The organism is Nonomuraea terrae, assembly GCF_044465245.1.
In the GTDB taxonomy this organism is placed as follows: Bacteria; Actinomycetota; Actinomycetes; order Streptosporangiales; family Streptosporangiaceae; genus Nonomuraea; species Nonomuraea terrae.
Window position 1 is genome coordinate 296,978 of sequence record NZ_JBITLL010000001.1, and the last position, 16,399, is coordinate 313,376.

The 16,399-nt window shown below is 71.5% G+C and carries 16 protein-coding genes; 11 read left to right on the top strand and 5 right to left on the bottom strand.

Annotated elements, in window-relative coordinates:
- Positions 1 to 18 precede the first annotated feature (18 nt).
- Entirely contained in the window at positions 19 to 846 is an 828-nt protein-coding gene (locus ACIBP6_RS01400) for an EamA family transporter (protein ID WP_397049262.1), read from the bottom strand.
- Between the two features lie 95 nt (positions 847 to 941).
- On the opposite strand from ACIBP6_RS01400, the gene ACIBP6_RS01405 reads away from it, so the two are divergent.
- From ACIBP6_RS01405 to ACIBP6_RS01415, 3 genes are all read left to right on the top strand, one after another.
- Complete coding sequence (locus ACIBP6_RS01405; protein WP_397047634.1) at positions 942 to 1,517, top strand: helix-turn-helix domain-containing protein; 576 nt, start codon at positions 942 to 944, stop codon at positions 1,515 to 1,517.
- Positions 1,518 to 2,089: 572 nt separating this feature from the next.
- Complete coding sequence (locus ACIBP6_RS01410; protein ID WP_397047636.1) at positions 2,090 to 2,863, top strand: polysaccharide deacetylase family protein; 774 nt, start codon at positions 2,090 to 2,092, stop codon at positions 2,861 to 2,863.
- Positions 2,864 to 2,884: 21 nt separating this feature from the next.
- On the top strand, positions 2,885 to 3,535 hold the full coding sequence (locus ACIBP6_RS01415) for a DUF2461 domain-containing protein (protein ID WP_397047638.1): 651 nt from the start codon (positions 2,885 to 2,887) through the stop codon (positions 3,533 to 3,535).
- 239 nt (positions 3,536 to 3,774) lie between these two features.
- On the opposite strand, the gene typA is transcribed toward ACIBP6_RS01415, so the two are convergent.
- Entirely contained in the window at positions 3,775 to 5,625 is a 1,851-nt protein-coding gene (typA, locus tag ACIBP6_RS01420; protein WP_132616381.1) for a translational GTPase TypA, read from the bottom strand.
- 189 nt (positions 5,626 to 5,814) lie between these two features.
- On the opposite strand from typA, the gene ACIBP6_RS01425 reads away from it, so the two are divergent.
- Genes ACIBP6_RS01425 through ACIBP6_RS01440 form a run of 4 tightly spaced genes read left to right on the top strand, consistent with a single transcriptional unit; the run spans position 5,815 to position 10,245 of the window.
- Positions 5,815 to 6,555: an AMP-binding protein gene (locus tag ACIBP6_RS01425; RefSeq protein WP_397047640.1), complete on the top strand. Its 741-nt coding sequence runs from the start codon at positions 5,815 to 5,817 to the stop codon at positions 6,553 to 6,555.
- Positions 6,556 to 6,607: 52 nt separating this feature from the next.
- Positions 6,608 to 9,028 (top strand): LuxR C-terminal-related transcriptional regulator, encoded by a 2,421-nt coding sequence (locus ACIBP6_RS01430; protein ID WP_397047642.1) that lies wholly within the window; start codon positions 6,608 to 6,610, stop codon positions 9,026 to 9,028.
- 57 nt (positions 9,029 to 9,085) lie between these two features.
- Positions 9,086 to 9,460 carry an AMP-binding protein gene (locus tag ACIBP6_RS01435; RefSeq protein WP_132616375.1) on the top strand — a complete coding sequence of 125 codons (375 nt, stop codon included), beginning with the start codon at positions 9,086 to 9,088 and terminating at the stop codon, positions 9,458 to 9,460.
- A 32-nt stretch (positions 9,461 to 9,492) separates the two neighbouring features.
- The gene (locus ACIBP6_RS01440) at positions 9,493 to 10,245 is read left to right on the top strand and encodes an alpha/beta hydrolase (RefSeq protein ID WP_397047644.1); all 753 of its coding nucleotides are present in this window, start codon (positions 9,493 to 9,495) and stop codon (positions 10,243 to 10,245) included.
- Positions 10,246 to 10,496: 251 nt separating this feature from the next.
- Here ACIBP6_RS01440 and ACIBP6_RS01445 read toward each other — a convergent pair whose 3' ends face one another.
- Positions 10,497 to 11,930, bottom strand: a complete 1,434-nt coding sequence (locus ACIBP6_RS01445; RefSeq protein ID WP_397047646.1) for an aldehyde dehydrogenase — start codon at positions 11,928 to 11,930, stop codon at positions 10,497 to 10,499.
- A gap of 194 nt (positions 11,931 to 12,124) precedes the next feature.
- Here ACIBP6_RS01445 and ACIBP6_RS01450 point away from each other — a divergent pair, with 194 nt between their 5' ends.
- Both ACIBP6_RS01450 and ACIBP6_RS01455 read left to right on the top strand, forming a co-directional pair.
- On the top strand, positions 12,125 to 13,021 hold the full coding sequence (locus ACIBP6_RS01450; protein WP_397047648.1) for a coiled-coil domain-containing protein: 897 nt from the start codon (positions 12,125 to 12,127) through the stop codon (positions 13,019 to 13,021).
- A 34-nt stretch (positions 13,022 to 13,055) separates the two neighbouring features.
- Positions 13,056 to 13,679, top strand: coding sequence for a TetR family transcriptional regulator (locus ACIBP6_RS01455; protein ID WP_397047650.1), 624 nt, complete (start codon positions 13,056 to 13,058; stop codon positions 13,677 to 13,679).
- 6 nt (positions 13,680 to 13,685) lie between these two features.
- Here ACIBP6_RS01455 and ACIBP6_RS01460 read toward each other — a convergent pair whose 3' ends face one another.
- Together ACIBP6_RS01460 and ACIBP6_RS01465 are read right to left on the bottom strand one after the other, a co-directional pair.
- Positions 13,686 to 13,871: an aldo/keto reductase gene (locus ACIBP6_RS01460; RefSeq protein WP_397047652.1), complete on the bottom strand. Its 186-nt coding sequence runs from the start codon at positions 13,869 to 13,871 to the stop codon at positions 13,686 to 13,688.
- The gene (locus ACIBP6_RS01465; RefSeq protein WP_397047654.1) at positions 13,808 to 14,452 is read right to left on the bottom strand and encodes an aldo/keto reductase; all 645 of its coding nucleotides are present in this window, start codon (positions 14,450 to 14,452) and stop codon (positions 13,808 to 13,810) included. The genes ACIBP6_RS01460 and ACIBP6_RS01465 overlap by 64 nt, the downstream gene beginning before the upstream one ends.
- Before the next feature lie 92 nt (positions 14,453 to 14,544).
- Here ACIBP6_RS01465 and ACIBP6_RS01470 point away from each other — a divergent pair, with 92 nt between their 5' ends.
- Together ACIBP6_RS01470 and ACIBP6_RS01475 are read left to right on the top strand one after the other, a co-directional pair.
- Entirely contained in the window at positions 14,545 to 14,904 is a 360-nt protein-coding gene (locus tag ACIBP6_RS01470; RefSeq protein WP_397047656.1) for a MerR family transcriptional regulator, read from the top strand.
- A gap of 36 nt (positions 14,905 to 14,940) precedes the next feature.
- Positions 14,941 to 16,392 (top strand): penicillin-binding transpeptidase domain-containing protein, encoded by a 1,452-nt coding sequence (locus tag ACIBP6_RS01475; protein WP_397047658.1) that lies wholly within the window; start codon positions 14,941 to 14,943, stop codon positions 16,390 to 16,392.
- The last annotated feature ends 7 nt before the right edge of the window (positions 16,393 to 16,399 follow it).

Genomic DNA, 16,399 nt, shown 5'->3' on the forward strand with positions numbered 1-16,399 from the left:
AACGTAGCAAGGCCGAAGTTACTGTGCAACGGCTATGAGAGCCACCGCGACGAGCGCGCAGCCCACCCCGGCGACCTGCACGCCCCGCAGCCGCTCCCCGAGCACGTGGCGGGCCAGCAGCAGCGTGCTCGCCGGGTAGAGCGAGACCAGCACGGCGACGAGGCTGAGCAGGCCGTCCTGCTGGGCCAGGAGGTAGAGCACGTTGGCCACCATGTCGAGCACGCCCGCCGCCACGATGGCGTGCAGCGAACGCGGGCCGGGCCTCAGGGTGCGCCGCGTCACCACGGCGAGCAGGGCGACCGTCGAGACCGACGACAGCCGGGCGCCCATCAGCGGCCACAGGCCGGCCTCGTGCGGCGCCATGGACAGCAGGATGAAGAACCCGCCGAACCCGGCGCCGGCCGCCAGCGAGATCAGCATCGACGACGCGCTGACCTGGCCGGAGCCCGACCTGTCCTGACTGACCAGGAGCACCGAGCCCAGCGCCAGCGCCACCCCCGCCAGCGCCCACGGGCCCGGCCGGTCGCCGGTCGCCAGCCCGAACACCACGGGCAGCGCGGCCGAGGTCACCGCGGTCGTCGGGGCCACCACCGACATGACCCCCGTGGCCAGCGCCCGGTAGAACAGCACCAGCCCGGCCGCCCCGGACAGGCCGGCGGCCACGCCCCAGGTCAGCGCGCGGGCGTCGAACGCGCCGGGCAGCAGCGGCAGCAGACAGCTCACCAGCGCCAGCCCGGCGATCTGCGAGACCACGACGACGGACAACACTTGCGAACGCTTCGTCGCCAGCCCGCCGAAGAAGTCGCCCGCGCCCATCACGATCGCACAGGCCGTCGCCAGGAGCATCGTCAACGGTGTGCCTCCAGTTCAATGTGTTGTACTGGCAGTACAGTACATAGAGTTCACTACACTGCCAAACGCATTCACTACACTGCACTTCTGTGGAAGACCCAGAGCTCATCACGCAGGCCATCGCCAACAACGTCCGCGCGCAGCGGGCGCACCGCGGGCTCACCCTCGACGCGCTCGCCGCCCGGTCGGGAGTGAGCAGAGGCATGCTCGTGCAGGTCGAGCAGGGGCGTACCAACCCGAGCGTCTCGACGCTCACGCGCATCGCCTCCGCGCTCGGCGTCACCGTGGCCCGGCTGGTGGAGGTCTCCGACGTGCCGATGGTGCGCGTGGTCGACAAAGCCGACGTGGTGACGTTCCGCCAGGGAAGCGGGGAGGCGAAACTGCTGGTCGGCGCGGACATGCCCGTGATCATGGAGCTGTGGGAGTGGCGGCTGGTCCCCGGCGAGCACCACGACGGCGACGCCCACACCCCCGGCACCCGCGAGATGCTCACCGTGCTCGACGGCGAGCTGACGCTCAGCGTGCACGGCAGGAGTCACGTGATCGGGCAGGGCGACGCCGTGCTGTTCACCGCCGACCGGCCGCACCGCTACGCGAACGCGGGCCCGGCCGACCTCAGGTTCGTGATGGTCGTCGCCGAGCCGCGCGAGACGCAGGACCAATAACGTCGAACGCCTCCCGGAAGCTCCGGCGGAGTTTCATCATGACCTCATGTCCTGGACGGCTGGCGCCCGTAGCTGGGTACATCCCTGGGTACGGGCCAGAACGCCTAACATCCGTCCCTGCCCGAAGTGAAGGTGGGACATATCCCCCCGTTGCTACGCCGACAGGAGGTCAGGTTGAGGTTCGCGGTTCGTCCGCCCCGGCCATCCGGAGCGTCCCCGCGCGGGCGGTCGCGGTGAGTGAGGCGCGGGCGGCGACGGAGAAACTCGAGGCGGAGCTGCACGGTCTGGGCGTCACCAGCGCGTACGAGGTGGGCGACGGGGCCACGATCTCCGTGTGGATAGGGCTGGTCGTGCACTATAGAGATGGTTTTTACCGTTGGCAGGAAGGCCCGGTGAAACGTCGGCATCTGGGTACGGATCCGGCTGGATGTGCCATGCGCGTGGCGCGCCGCTACAGGGAGCTCCAGGCCGATATCCCACTCTGGTGGGACGACCTGGCCAAGGAGCTGCGGGGGGCACCGGTCCAGGACTATCCATAACAGGCTCCCGCATGCCACGTTGCGGGGGGAAACATGCGTGTATGGGCCCTGCCCGTGGCCCTGCTCGCGCTGGCAGGCTGCGTCAGCCACGCGCCGCCGCGCCGCGAGCCCGGCCACTCGATCCTTCCGGCCGCCCTTCCTGCGGGCCTGCCGACGGGCGCTCCGGCTGGGCGACCGGTACCGGCCGGCCGTGACGTCGACTGCGGTCTGCTCAAGTGTGTGGCCCTGACCTTCGACGACGGACCCAGCCGGCACACCGGGGGGCTGCTCGATCTGCTCAGGCAGCGCGCCGTGCGGGCGACGTTCTTCGTCGTCGGCGAGATGGTCGCCGCCGACCGGCACGGCGAGACCGTACGCCGCATCGCCGCCGACGGCCACGAGCTCGGCAACCACTCCTGGAGCCACCTGTCCCTGACCGGCCTGCCGCGGCGCGCGGTCAAACGCCAGCTCACCCACACCGAACACCTCGTACGGCAGCTGACCGGGGTGCGGATGCGGGTGATGCGGCCGCCGTACGGGTCGACGGACGCGCGGGTCGCCGCCGAGACGCGCCGCGAGGGCCTGGCCCAGATCCTGTGGAACGTCGACACGTTCGACTGGCGCGACCACGAGCCCGCGAAGGTGGCCGCCCGGGCGGCGCACGCGCGGCCCGGCTCGATCATCCTCATGCACGACATCCACCGCAGCACCGTCGAGGCCGTCCCGGCCGTGCTCGACCGGCTCGCCGCGAAGGGCTTCACCTTCGTCACGGTCTCGGAGCTGTACGGGAACGGCCCGGTGCCGGGGCGTACGTACGGGGCGCGCTGAGCGCGTGGCACCCTTGTCGGCATGGGTTTCACCGGCTTCCCCGACGAGGCGTTCCTGTTCTACGAGGGCCTCGAGGCGGACAATTCCAAGATTTACTTCGGTGCGCACAAGCACCTCTACGAGCAGGCCGTGCGTGCTCCCATGCTGGCGCTCACCGAGGAGCTCGGACCGGAGTTCGGGGAGGCCCACCTGTTCCGGCCGTACCGTGACGTACGGTTCGCCAAGGACAAGTCGCCGTACAAGACGCATCAAGGCGCCTTCGTCGAACGGATGCCCGGGATCGGGCTCTACGTCGAGATCAGCGCGGCGGGGCTCTTCGCGGCGGGCGGCTGCTACACGCAGGCCTCCGACCAGGTGGCCCGCTACCGCGCGGCGGTGGACGAGGACCTGTCGGGCAAGCCGCTGGCCGCCATCACGGGGGCGCTGACGGCGGCCGGCTACACGCTGTACGGCGAACGCCTGAAGACGAGGCCGCGCGGGTTCGGCGAGGACCATCCGCACATCGAGCTTCTGCGGCACCGGTCGCTGTTCGCGGGGATGCGCTTCGAGCCTGCGGAGTGGGTGCACACGGCCGAGGTGCGCGACCGGGTGGCGCGGACGTGGCGCGACGTCGAGCCGCTGGTCGACTGGCTGTGCACGCACGTGCGCGGCAGCGAACTACCCCGCCGCTGAACGACACCTTCGCTCCGCGGACAACCGCGCCGGGGCCTCCGGCAGACGGCACCCACGGCCCACCGGCGTGCGTGGCCCACCGGCGGGCGCGGCCTATCGGCGTGTGCGGCCTATCGGCGTGCGTGGCCCACCGGCGTGTGCGGCCCACAGGCGTGTGCGGGCTCCCACAGACACCCGCGCTCGCTGAAAGACGACCGCCCGGCCTCCCGATGGGAAGGCCGGGCGGAGGGAGAGCGACGTTACGCGCGCTTGGCGCGGGCGGCGGCGCGGCCGCGGATGGCGGCGTCGAGGACCACCTTGCGGATGCGCACCGCGTCAGGCGTGATCTCCACGCACTCGTCCTCGCGGATGAACTCGAGGGCCTGCTCCAGCGACAGGTTGCGCGGCGGGATCACCTTCTCGGTCTCCTCGCTGGTGGAGGAGCGCATGTTGGTGAGCTTCTTCTCCTTGGTGATGTTGACGTCCATGTCGTCGGAGCGGGAGTTCTCGCCGACGATCATGCCCTCGTAGACCTCGGTCGTCGGGGAGACGAACAACGTTCCGCGCTCCTGCAGGTTGAGCATCGCGAACGCGGTCACCGGGCCGGACCTGTCGGCCACCAGGGAGCCGTTGTTGCGGGTGCGCAGCTCGCCGAACCACGGCTCGTACGAGTCGAACACGTGGTGCACCAGGCCGGTGCCGCGGGTCTCGGTGAGGAACTCGGTGCGGAAGCCGATCAGACCGCGCGCCGGCACCACGAACTCCATGCGGATCCAGCCGGTGCCGTGGTTGGTCATGTGCTCCATGCGGCCCTTGCGGACGGCGAGGAGCTGGGTGATCGCGCCGAGGTATTCCTCCGGGCAGTCGACCGTCAGGCGCTCGACCGGCTCGTGCACCTTGCCGTCGATGACCTTGGTGACGACCTGCGGCTTGCCGACGGTCAGCTCGTAGCCCTCGCGGCGCATCTGCTCGACCAGGATGGCCAGGGCCAGCTCGCCGCGGCCCTGCACCTCCCACGAGTCGGGGCGGTCGGTGGGCAGCACGCGCAGCGAGACGTTGCCGACCAGCTCCTTCTCGAGGCGGTCCTTCACCATGCGGGCGGTGACCTTCGAGCCCTTGACCTTGCCGACCAGCGGCGAGGTGTTGGTGCCGATGGTCATCGAGATGGCGGGCTCGTCGACCGAGATCAGCGGCAGCGGGCGCGGGTCCTCGGGGTCGGCCAGCGTCTCGCCGATCATGATGTCGGGGATGCCGGCGATGGCGATGATGTCGCCGGGGCCGGCCTCCTCGGCCGGCTTGCGCTCGAGCGCCTCGGTCATGAGCAGCTCGGTGATCTTGACGCGCTGGATCGTGCCGTCGGTGCGGCACCAGGCCACCTGCTGACCCTTGCGCAGCCGACCCTGGTGGATGCGGCACAGGGCGATGCGGCCGAGGTAGGAGGAGGCGTCGAGGTTGGTGACGTGGGCCTGCAGCGGCGCGCTCGGGTCGTACGTGGGCGCCGGGATGGTCGACTTGATGATGTCGAACAGCGGCTCCAGGTCGGGCGAGTCAGGCATGCCGCCGTCTTCCGGGCGGTTCATCGAGGCCCGGCCGGCCTTCGCCGAGGCGTAGACGATCGGGAAGTCGATCTGCTCCTCGGTGGCGTCGAGGTCCATGAACAGCTCGTAGACCTCGTCGACGACCTCCTTGATGCGGGCGTCGGGGCGGTCGACCTTGTTGATGCACAGGATGACCGGCATCTTGGCGGACAGCGCCTTGCGCAGCACGAACCGGGTCTGCGGCAGCGGGCCCTCGGAGGCGTCGACCAGCAGCACGACGCCGTCGACCATGGAAAGGCCGCGCTCGACCTCTCCGCCGAAGTCGGCGTGGCCGGGCGTGTCGATGATGTTGATGGTCATGCCGCCGTGCTGGACGGCGGTGTTCTTCGCGAGAATGGTGATGCCCTTCTCGCGCTCCAGATCGTTGGAGTCCATGACGCGGTCGTCGACATCCTGGTTGGCGCGGAATGCCCCGGACTGCCAGAGCATGGCGTCGACCAGCGTGGTCTTGCCATGGTCGACGTGCGCGATGATCGCGATGTTCCGCAGGTCGTCGCGGCTGTTCAAAGGCATGATGACGTCTCGCTCTGTGTCGTGGGGCTCGCCGCGCGAAGTCGCGACTGCATAAGTCTAGTTGATCCCCCCTGATGGAAGGAGCGGGACGACATGGCGGCGGGCGTACGCGCAGGTTACGCGCACCTACATAGCGGGTTGCACAATTGTGCGCATGGCAAGCCGGGCGGGGCTCCTTAGATTGTCGGCATGACCTGGACAGAGCTGGTGATGGCGGCGGCACCCATACAGGGCGACCAGCCGGCGGTCAGCGACGTCCGGACCGGCGAGGTGCTGTCGTACGCCGCGTTCGCCAGACGGGTCGGCCGCGCGGCCGGTGGGCTGCGCGCCCACGGGTTGCGCTACGGCGACCGGGTTCTGGTCGACCTCCCGCTCGGCGCGGCGCTGCCCGTGGCGGTGCACGCCGTCGCCTGGGCCGGCGGGATCGCGGTGCTCGCGCCGTCCGGTCCGGCCCGCATGCTGATCACCCAGCACGAGGTCCCCCCGGCGGCCGAGGTCGAGCACGTCTTCACCCTGCGCCCCGCGCCGGGCGCCACACCGTTCGCCGAGCTGCTGGCCGGCGGCACGGTCGAGTTCGGGCCGCTCGCGGGGCCCGCCCTGTCCCTCGACGGCGAACGGCTGCTCGACAACGACGAGCTGGCGACCGACCTGCGCAGGCTCGCCACCCGCCTGGTCATCGGGAAGGACGACATCGTGATCAACGCGGTCAGCGAGCCGTTCCGCGGCCTGCGGGTGATCGACCTGGCGATGACGGCCGGCGCCCACGTCGTGGTGCCCCACGAGCCGACCCTGATCGGCTGCCGCGTGCTGGCCGCCGAGCGCCGGGCCACCGTCGTGGTGGCCCCGTACGACCTGGCCAGGCGGCTGCTCGGCGACCCCGTTCTGCGCGTCGTCGACGAAAGGGCGGTCGTCAGCTCGCTTGGCCTGTGAAAAGTGCGACACTGTGGGAGAGTGTGATCCTTCCGCGACGCAGGGTGACCACATGCCAGACTCCCCCCGGCACAATCTTCCCGCCGATCCCAACCGTTTCGTGGGCCGCGAGCGCGATTTGCATGATCTGCGCGGCCTGTTCGCCGAGACGCGCGTGGTCACTCTCTGTGGTGTCGGCGGCATCGGCAAGACACGGCTGGCCCTTCAGGTCGCCGCCGGGCTGACGGCCGCCCATCCCGACGGGGTGTGGCTCGTCGAGCTGGCCGGGCTGCGCCGCCCCGAGCTCGTCGACCAGGAGATCGCCCGGGTGCTCGGCGTACGCGAGGAGAGCGGCCGGCCGCTGCTCGACACCGTCGCCGGCCGGCTGCGCGACCAGCGCTGCCTGCTGCTGCTCGACAACTGCGAGCATCTGGTCGACCGGTGCGCCGAGGTGGTCGAGGCGCTGGTCGCGGCGTGCCCGCCGGTGCGCGTGCTGGCCACCAGCAGAGAGCCGCTGCGCATCGCCAGCGAGCTGATCTGGCGGGTGCCGCCGCTCGACCTGCCTGACAAGGTGACCGCCGACGCCGAGTCCGTACAGCTCTTCCTCGACCGCGCGGCGGCGGCGGGCACCCGGCTGGGCCCGGAGAGCCTGCCCGACGTCGTACGGCTGTGCCGGGCGCTCGACGGGCTGCCGCTGGCGCTGGAGCTGGCGGCGGCCCGTACGCGCCTGCTCAGCCCCGGGCAGATCGCCGACCGCATCGACGACCGGTTCTCGCTGCTCACGACCGGCGGGCGCACGGCCCCGGCCCGGCAGCGCACGCTGCTGGCCGCCGTCGAGTGGAGCTACGACCTGCTGGCGGACAAGGAGCAGGTGCTGCTGAGCCGGCTGTCGGTGTTCGCCGGTGACTTCGACCTCGACCTGGCCGAGCGGGTCTGCGCCGGGCCGCCCATCGCGGCGGGCGAGATCGTCGACCTGCTCGGCGGCCTGGTCGACAAGTCGCTCGTGTTGTGCGACGAGAGCCGCTACCGCCTGCTGGAGACCATCAGGTGCTTCGCCGTCGGACGCCTGCGGCAGGCCGGCGAGCAGGAGGCGCTGCGGCAGCGTCACCTGGACGTGCTCTGCGAGCTGCAGGAGCGCTATTTCCTGGCGGAGATGGTCGAGCCGCGCGTGCCGTGGCCGCGCCGGCTGGAGGCGCTGACCGCGACCAGGACACTCCTGCCCGACCAGCGGGCGGCGCTCGACTGGGCCGCCGCGTCCGGCGACGTGGGGCTGGGGCTGCGGCTGTGCCGGGCCAGCACGGGGCTCTACCCCATCGGGGGCAACCTGGCGGAGATCGTCGGCTGGCTGGAGCGGCTGCTCGCGCTCGACGTGTCGAGCCTGACGGAGGACGAGATCGCCTACACCAAGGCGTGCCTGGCGTACGGGCTGGAGACGCGCGACGAGCTGGGCCGCGCGCTGGAGATGGCGCGGGAGGCGCTGGCCGGCCTGGCGCCCGGCAGCCTGTTCCCGCGCTGCGTCGTGCACAGCCTCATGGTCGTGCTGCTGCTGCGCATGGGCCGCGCCGACGACGCGCTGCGCCACGCCGAGCAGGGCCTGGCGATCGCCGAGCGCGCCGGCGACACCTGGAACCAGGCCGCGGGCCTGGCCGGGCTGTCGGCGGTGGCGCTGACCCGCGGCCGCCTGCGCGAGGCGCAGCGCCACGGCGAGGAGGCGCTGGTCAGGGCGCGCGAGCACGGCCACCGCTGGATCATGGCCAGGACGGCCGGTCAGCTCGGCGCGGTGGCCGAGGCCCGCGGCGACCTGGTGACCGCCAAGGCCCAGTACGAGATGGCCGAGCCGTGGCTGCGCGAGGTCGGCGGTGACCTCGACCTGGCGCGCTGCCTGGCCAGGATCGGCCGGGTGGCAGCGATGCTGCACGAGTTCGCCGCCGCGCGCGAGCGTCTCGCCGCCAGTTTCGCGCTGGGCCGGGAGACGGGCCAGCGTCAGGGCGTGGCCCGGTGCCTGGTCGGGCTGTCGGTGCTGGCCGAGTACGAAGGCGACCTGGAGGGCGCGGTGCTGACGGCCGCCGCGGCGGCGGCGCTGCGTGAGTCGATCGGCCAGCACTCCGCCACGATCCGCATCGAGGAGCTGCTCGGCCGGGCCCGCACCAAGCTCGGCGAGGGCCGTACCGCCGCGCTGTGGTCACGCGGCCGGGCGATGAGCCCCGACGACGCCGCCCGCCACGTGCTGGAGGGTCGGCGGGCGCCGGCGCGCGTGCCCGTGCCGGCCCGCTCCGTACGCCCGTCGCTGCTGACCGCGCGCGAGCACGAGATCGCCGGGCTGCTCACCCGGGGGCTGTCCAACCGGGCCATCGCCGAGGAGCTGGTCATCAGCCCGGCGACGGTCGCGCGGCATATCGCCAACATCATGGAGAAGCTCGGCTACACCTCGCGGGCGCAGATCGCGGTCTGGGCGTCGGAACACCATCAGGCGCCCCCGAGAGCTTCTGCATAGGGATCTGCATATTCCGCCCCATGTGTCCGGGAGATGCCCTCCCTAACGTTGGGCGGTATGGACGAGCGCATCGTGATGGTGGACTCGGGGACCGGCCTGAGGCTCACCGAGGAGCAGCTGGACGAGATGTCCGCGATGGCGACCGTCCAGCTGCGGCGCAGGGGGGTGCGGGAGGGCGACGGCGTGCTCGTGTGCCTGCCCGCTGGGCCCGACCTGCTGGTGGCGTTCGTGGCGGTGATGGCCGCGGGCGGCGTGATCTGGTCGCTGCCCGCCGACCTCGACGCGGGCACGCTGCGCGAGCTCGTCCGGGGGAGCTGCGCGCGGGTGATGATCTCCAACGTCCCGCCGGCCGTCGACGCGGCCGACGAGTCGCGCGTCCGCGTCGTCATGGGCGTCGACGACCTGTGCGCGCCACACCCGCACCCTGTCTGAGCTCGGCGGGGAGCGAGCCTAAGCTCGTTCTCATGCCCTTCGCGTCCCATTTCCCCGTCATGCTGCGCACCGAGGACGGGGTCCGCATCGACGCCGCGCACACCCCGTCCCGCCGTACGGACGTGGGCATCGTGCTGGCGCACGGCTTCACCGGCTCCTGGCGCGACCGCACCGCGCGCCGCATCGTCCACGTGCTGAGCGGTTACGGCGGCGTGCTCGCCTTCGACTTCCGCGGCCACGGCCGCTCCGGCGGTCTGACCACGGTCGGGGACCTGGAGGTCCTCGACGTCGAGGCCGTGGTCCGGCACGCCCGCGTGGTGGGCTACTCCAAGATCGCGATCGTGGGCTTCTCGATGGGGGCGGCGGTGGCCGTACGCCATGCCGGGCTGCGCGGCGGCGTCGACGCGGTGGTGTCGGTGAGCGGCCCGGCCCGCTGGTACTACCGGGGCACCCGGCCGATGCGGCAGGTCCACTGGGTCATCGAGCGGCCGGTCGGGCGGTGGGCGGCGCGGATCGCCAAGCGCACCAGGATCGCCCGGGGCCCCTGGGACCCGATCCCGATGCCGCCCCATGAGGCCGTCGCGCTGATCACGCCGACGCCGCTGCTGATCGTCCACGGGGACGCCGACACGTTCTTCCCGGTGGAGCACGCCGAGCAGCTCTACGCGGGCGCGCGCGATCCCAAGGAGCTGTGGGTCGAGCCCGGATACGGGCACGCGGAGACCGCCGCCACCCCGGAACTCATCGGCCGGATCGGCAAATGGATTTCCGCCAACCTTTCCTGAGTAATCCACGTCTATCTAGGACGTAAGGAAGGAAACCGCCGGGAGAAAGTCCCTCCGGAAGAAAACCGCCCCTGCGGCGGCGTTGGGACATACTTCTGGTAGCCGGACGGTCGCCGAGCGTGCTCTTGGGGGGTGGCGCGGGCGGCCGCGGGGTTCCGCATCCAGCGTCGCGGGGGCGCGCTGGGTGCGTCCGGCCGCGCGAGGGCCCCGTAGCCCGGGGCCCTCGACGCGGCGGAGGCTAGCGGCGGAGGCTAACCGAGCCGCGAGATGGTCTTGTACTCCAGGTAGGCGCTCAGTCCTTCGGGGCCGAGCTCGCGGCCGACGCCGCTGGCCTTGTATCCGCCGAAGGGCGCGTTGGTCTCCAGCATGAAGCAGTTGACGCCGTACGTTCCGGTGCGGACCTGGCGGGCGACGTCCATGCCGTGCTCCGGGTCGGCGGTCCAGACGGTGCCGGCCAGGCCGTAGTCGCTGTCGTTGGCGATACGGATCGCGTCGGCCTCGTCCTCGAACGGGATGACGGCCAGGACCGGGCCGAAGATCTCCTCGCGGGCGATGCGCATGTCGTTGGAGACGCCGGCGAAGACGGTGGGGGCGACGTACCAGCCCTTGTCGTACGGCCGGTCGAGGCCGCCGACGACGACCTTGGCGCCCTCGTCCATGCCGATCTTGATGTAGCCCTCCACGCGCTCCTGCTGGCGCTTGGCCACCAGCGGGCCGATGCCGGTCGCCGGATCGGCGGGGTCGCCGACGGCCTGCGCGTTGACCATGCCGGCGACCGCGTCCACGACCTCGTCGTAGCGGTTGCGGGAGGCGAGGATGCGGGTCTGGGCGACGCACGCCTGACCGTTGTTCATGAGGGAGGCCATGGCCAGGAAGCCCATGCTGGAGGCCAGGTCGGCGTCGTCCAGGACGATCGCGGCCGACTTGCCGCCGAGCTCCAGGCTGACCCGCTTGAGCTGCTCGCCGCAGATGGCCGCGATGCGCCGGCCGGCGGCCGTCGAGCCGGTGAAGGCCACCTTGTCCACGCCGGGGTGCGAGACCAGGTGCTCGCCGACCTCGCGCCCGGCCACCACGACGTTGAACACGCCCGCCGGGACGCCCGCCTCGGCCGCCCACTCGGCCAGCAGGTACGCGTCCAGCGGCGTCTCCGGCGCCGGCTTGAGCACGATCGTGCACCCGGCCAGCAGCGCGGGCGCCACCTTCGTCATGGTCACGAACTGCGGTACGTTCCACGGCACCACGGCCGCCACCACGCCCACCGGCTCCCGGCGCACGGTGATCGGGCCGAACACGCCCTGCCGCTGCTCCTCCTGCTCGAACGTCCTGCCGAGCTCGGCGTAGAACTGCAGCATGCCGAGCGGCTGGGGCGCCTGCGCGAGGTTGGAGAAGGTGATCGGCGAGCCCATCTCCTCGGTGATGAGCTGCGCCATCTCGCTCTGGCGTTCGTTGTAGATCGCGGCCAGGCGGGCGATCACCTCGGCCCGCTCGGCGAACGTCATCCGCGGCCACGGCCCGTGGTCGAACGCCTCCCGTGCGGCGGCGACCGCGCGATCCATGTCCTCGGCGGTGCCGTCAGGCACGCGGCCGACGACTTCCTCGGTGTGGGGGGAGATGACGTCTACCGTGCCGGTACCCGCTGGGTTCACCCATTCGCCCTCGATGAACAGCTTGTCGTGCTGGCGCATGTCGTGAGCCTCCTGCTGGCCGAATGCTTGCTGTCAAGGCGACCGAACCATGTTCTGTCCGGAGGCGCAAGGGACCGCGGCTCCCGCAAAGTCGGGCAAACTTCGCCAAAGGTGCGGGACTTCCCGGGTTCGGGTGACAGAAATCAAGATCATCTTCTATAGTTTCGGTCCGTCTATGAGGGGAGGGGACGGGTGTGAGGATCGGGCGCTTCGCCGTTCTTGTCGCCGTCCTCGCCGGGCTGCTCGGACTGTCGTCCCCTCGTCCGGCGGCAGCCGACCCCACCATCACCGAGCTGCGCAAACTCACCAAACAGGCGACCCAGCTCAACGAGCGCTACCGCGGGCAGATCCAGAGCCTGGAGGAGATCAGGATCCAGGCCAAGAAGGCCACCGACACCTCCGGCGATCTGGAGGCCAGGCTCAGGGCGGCCGAGGACGAGGTCGCCCGCATCGCGCAGACCGCCTACATGGTCGGCCCCCTCGACGGCCTGCAGATCATCGCCCCGGCCACCGACCCCTACAAGGTGCTGGGGCAGGCGGCCAACATGAGTTACATGGCCGAGGAGCGCGCGCAGCGGGTCAGGAACATCCAGAAGCTGATCGACGACTCCAAAGAGGCGAAGCTCAACGCCAACGAGAAGATCGAGAAGCTGCGCCAGGAGATCAAGAAGCTGCAGAGCAAGCGCAAGGATATCGAGCGACTGCTCGCCAAGTACGGCTTCCAGCAGCCCGGCGGCTCCGAGGGCCTGACTCCGCGCATGGTCGCCGTACGCGCCGAGATCATGCAGAACTTCCCCATGCGCTACGGCGTCGGCTGCCTGCGCCCCGGCGACCCGGGCGAACACGGCAAGGGCCGGGCCTGCGACTTCATGATGTCCAGCGGCGGCCGGATGGCCACGGGGAACGACGCCGCGACCGGCGACGCGCTGGCCGCCTGGCTCATCGAGAACGGCGCCAGGATCGGCGTCATGTACATCATCTGGAAACAGCGCTACTACGACATCCGGTCGGGCGGCGGCTGGGATCCGATGTCCGACCGCGGCGGCGCGACCGCCAACCATTACGACCACGTGCACGTGTCGGTCTTCTGACCCCGCCGGCCGGGCATGGGCCAGGATGGAGGTCATGACCCAGACCCTGCGCCGCCGCCCCGCCCAGCGCCGGAGCGCCGAACGGGTGGAGCGCATGCTCGACGAGTGCGCGCTCCTGCTCGACGAGGCCGGCTACGACGCGCTGACCACGAAAGAGGTCGCCCGCCGGGCCGGGGTGCCGATCGGCACCTTCTACCAGTTCTTCCCCGACAAGCAGGGGTTGGTCCGGGCGCTGGCCTGGCGCAACCTGGAGGCGTTCCTCCAGCGCATCAGCGAGCGCATCCCGTCGGCCGGTCTCGGCCACTGGACCGGCCTGGTCGACCTGGCCGTCGACGAGTTCGTCGCCATGAAGCGCGCCACCCCCGGGTTCGGGGCGGTCGACTTCGGCGCGGTGCTCACCGGCCCCGACGGCGCCAGGTGGACGCTCGACGACACCCAGGAGAACAACGTCGTCGTCGCCGAGCGCCTGCGCGTCCTGACGCGCGAACTCCTGGGCGCCCCCGCGGGCCCGGGGCTCGACCGGGCGCTCCTGGTCGCCGTCGAGGCCGCGGACGCCGTGCTCAAGCTGGCCTTCCAGGCCGCCCCCGCGGGCGACCCGGAGCTCATCGCCGAGTGCAAGCAGCTCGTCCGCCGCTACCTCGCCGACCACCTGCCGTGACGCCGTTCAGCAGGCGGCGTCCATGCGGGCGCGCAGCTCGTCGTCCAGCGTGACCTCGGTCGCGCCGATGGCCTCCTCCAGCCGCTCCAGCGTGGAGACGCCGACGACGGGGACGATCCCGCCGGCCATCAGCCGGGCCAGCACCACCTGGTTCGGGGTGGCACCCAGCTCACCGGCGACCTCGCCCAGCACGGCGAGCCGCCGGGTCGTCCGCCGGGTGGTGGTAGATCTCCCCGATCGGCCGGTCCGGCCTGGTGTACGCGCCGAACATCAGCGTGTTGTACGCCCACAACGTCAGGTCCGGCTCGGCGGCCAGGTAGTCGAGCGTCTCGTCGGTCACCAGCCTGTCGTGCCCGGCCGCGGTCGCAGGTACGTGTGGCGCAGCTGCGCATACGTGTACGGGAGCCGTGCGCCGCCGAGACGTTCCTGGCCCGCTCCAGCCGCCAGGCGGCCACGTTGCCGGCGCCGATGCCGCGCACCTCGCCGGCCCTGGCCAGCTCGTCGAACGCCCCCAGGGTCTCCTCCAGCGGCACGGAACGGTCTTCGACGTGCGCCCAGTACAGGTCGATGCGGTCCGTCCCGAGCCGGCGCAGGCTGTCCTCGGCGGCCTCGGCGGCCTCGGCGGCCTCGGCGGCCTCGGCGACCACCGGTGCCGACAGGCCCTCCGCCGAGTCCAGCGTCGTGTCACCGGGGACGGTCGGCCGCGCGCCGACCTTCGTGTCGTCCATGCCGACGGTGGTGCCGAACGGAATCGTGCCGAGTGCGATGTGCATGGGCCAGACGCTGGGAGCTGGAGTCCACTCCATGTCAAGCCCCCCGAATCCGAGTTGACCTGGAGCCCGCTCCAGGTGGGATTCTTGGGCGCATGAGCGTGTACACCCCGGCGGAGGTCGTCGAGGAGACCGGCTTCACCCTCGACACCCTGCGTTACTACGAGAAGATCGGCCTGCTCGAGCCCGTCGAGCGCAACTCGTCCGGGCAGCGCAGGTTCAGTGAGGAGCACCTCAGCTGGCTCGGCATGGTCCGCTGCCTGCGCGACACCGGCATGCCGATCGCGCAGATGCTGCGCTTCGCCGAGCTGTCCCGCGCCGGCGACCACACGATCCCCGACCGCATCAAGCTCCTGGAGGAGCACGAGCGGCACGTCCAGGGGCAGATCGACAACCTCGCCGCGCGGCGCGGCTACATCCGGAACAAGATTTCCTACTACCGCAGCGTCCTCTAGCCGTGTCTTTGCGCCGCGGTTGTTAGACCGAGGTGCATGGCTGGATCGAGGGCGAGGCGGATCAACGTGCCGCTGCGCCACGTCGCCAGGGCCTGCGCGGTGATGTTGTTCGTCCTGCTCGGGCACGTCACGGTGATCCAGGCGTTCGGCTCGCGCGCGCTCAACTCCGACCCCAGGAACGAACGCCCCCTGATCGCCCGCTACGACCACCCGCGCGGCGACATCCTCACCTACGACGGCACACCCGTCGCGACCAGCCGGCTCGACCGCGGCGGCCCCTACCGCTACCGCCGCGTCTACCGGCACGGCGAGCTGTACGCGGCCGTCACCGGCCACCTCTCGCTGCACCGCGCCACGGGCATCGAGCAGGCGGAGGACGGCGTGTTGTCCGGGCAGGACGCCAGGGTCAAGGTCCGGTCGCTGGTCAGGGACGGCGCCGTCGAGGGGGCCGACGTCCGGCTGACGATCAGCGACCGGGTGCAGTGGGCGGCCTACCAGAGCCTCAAGGCGACGGGGGTGCCGGGGGCGGCGGTGGCCGTCGACCCGGCGACCGGGGCGATCCTCGCGCTGGCCACCTACCCGACGTACGACCCCAACGTGCTGGCCACGTTCGACCGGGAGCGGCTGGCCAGGGTGACCGGGCGGCTGCGCGGGGACCCGGAGCGGCCGCTGGTCAACCGGGCTCTCGACCGGCTCTATCCGCCGGGGTCCACGTTCAAGCTGGTCACCACGGCGGCGGCGCTGGCCTCACGCGAGTACACGCCCACGGCGACCGTGAACGCGCCCGCCCGCCTGCGGCTGCCGGGCACGTCGACGTACGTCCGCAACGCCGGCGACCGCCCGTGCGGGAACGGCCGGCCGACCCTGCTGTACGCCTTCCAGCAGGCGTGCGACACGGCGTTCGCCGGCATCGGGCTCCAGCTCGGGCAGGACCTGCTCAGGGACCAGGCGGAGGCGTTCGGGTTCAACGCCCGCGACCTGACGATCCCGCTGCCGGCGACGCCGAGCCGGTACCCGGTCGCGATGGACCGGGCGCAGACGGCCCTGACCGCCATCGGCCGCCACGAGAGCCGGGTGACGCCGCTGATGGTCGCCATGATGTCGGCCGCGGTGGCCAACAACGGGGTGCTGATGCGGCCGTACCTGGTGCAGGAGGTCCGGCTGCCGGACGGGTCCGTCATGAACCGGGCCAACCCCGTGCCGTATCGGACGGCGGTGCCGCCGACGCTGGCGAAGTACCTGGCGCTGATGATGACGACGGTGCGGCGCGGCGGGGGCACGCAGGTGGCCGTGCCCGGCGTGCGGGTCGCCGCGCGGACCGCCGTCACGCGGGAGGCGCCGGGGACGGAACGGCACGCGCTGGTCACCGCCTTCGCGCCCGCCGACGCGCCGGAGGTGGCGGTCGGCGTCGTCCTGGAGGACGCAGGGGAACGCGCCCCGGCGGTCGGGCCCGTCGCCCGCGCGATCATCGAGGCGGCGCTCTCCTGAGCCTCGA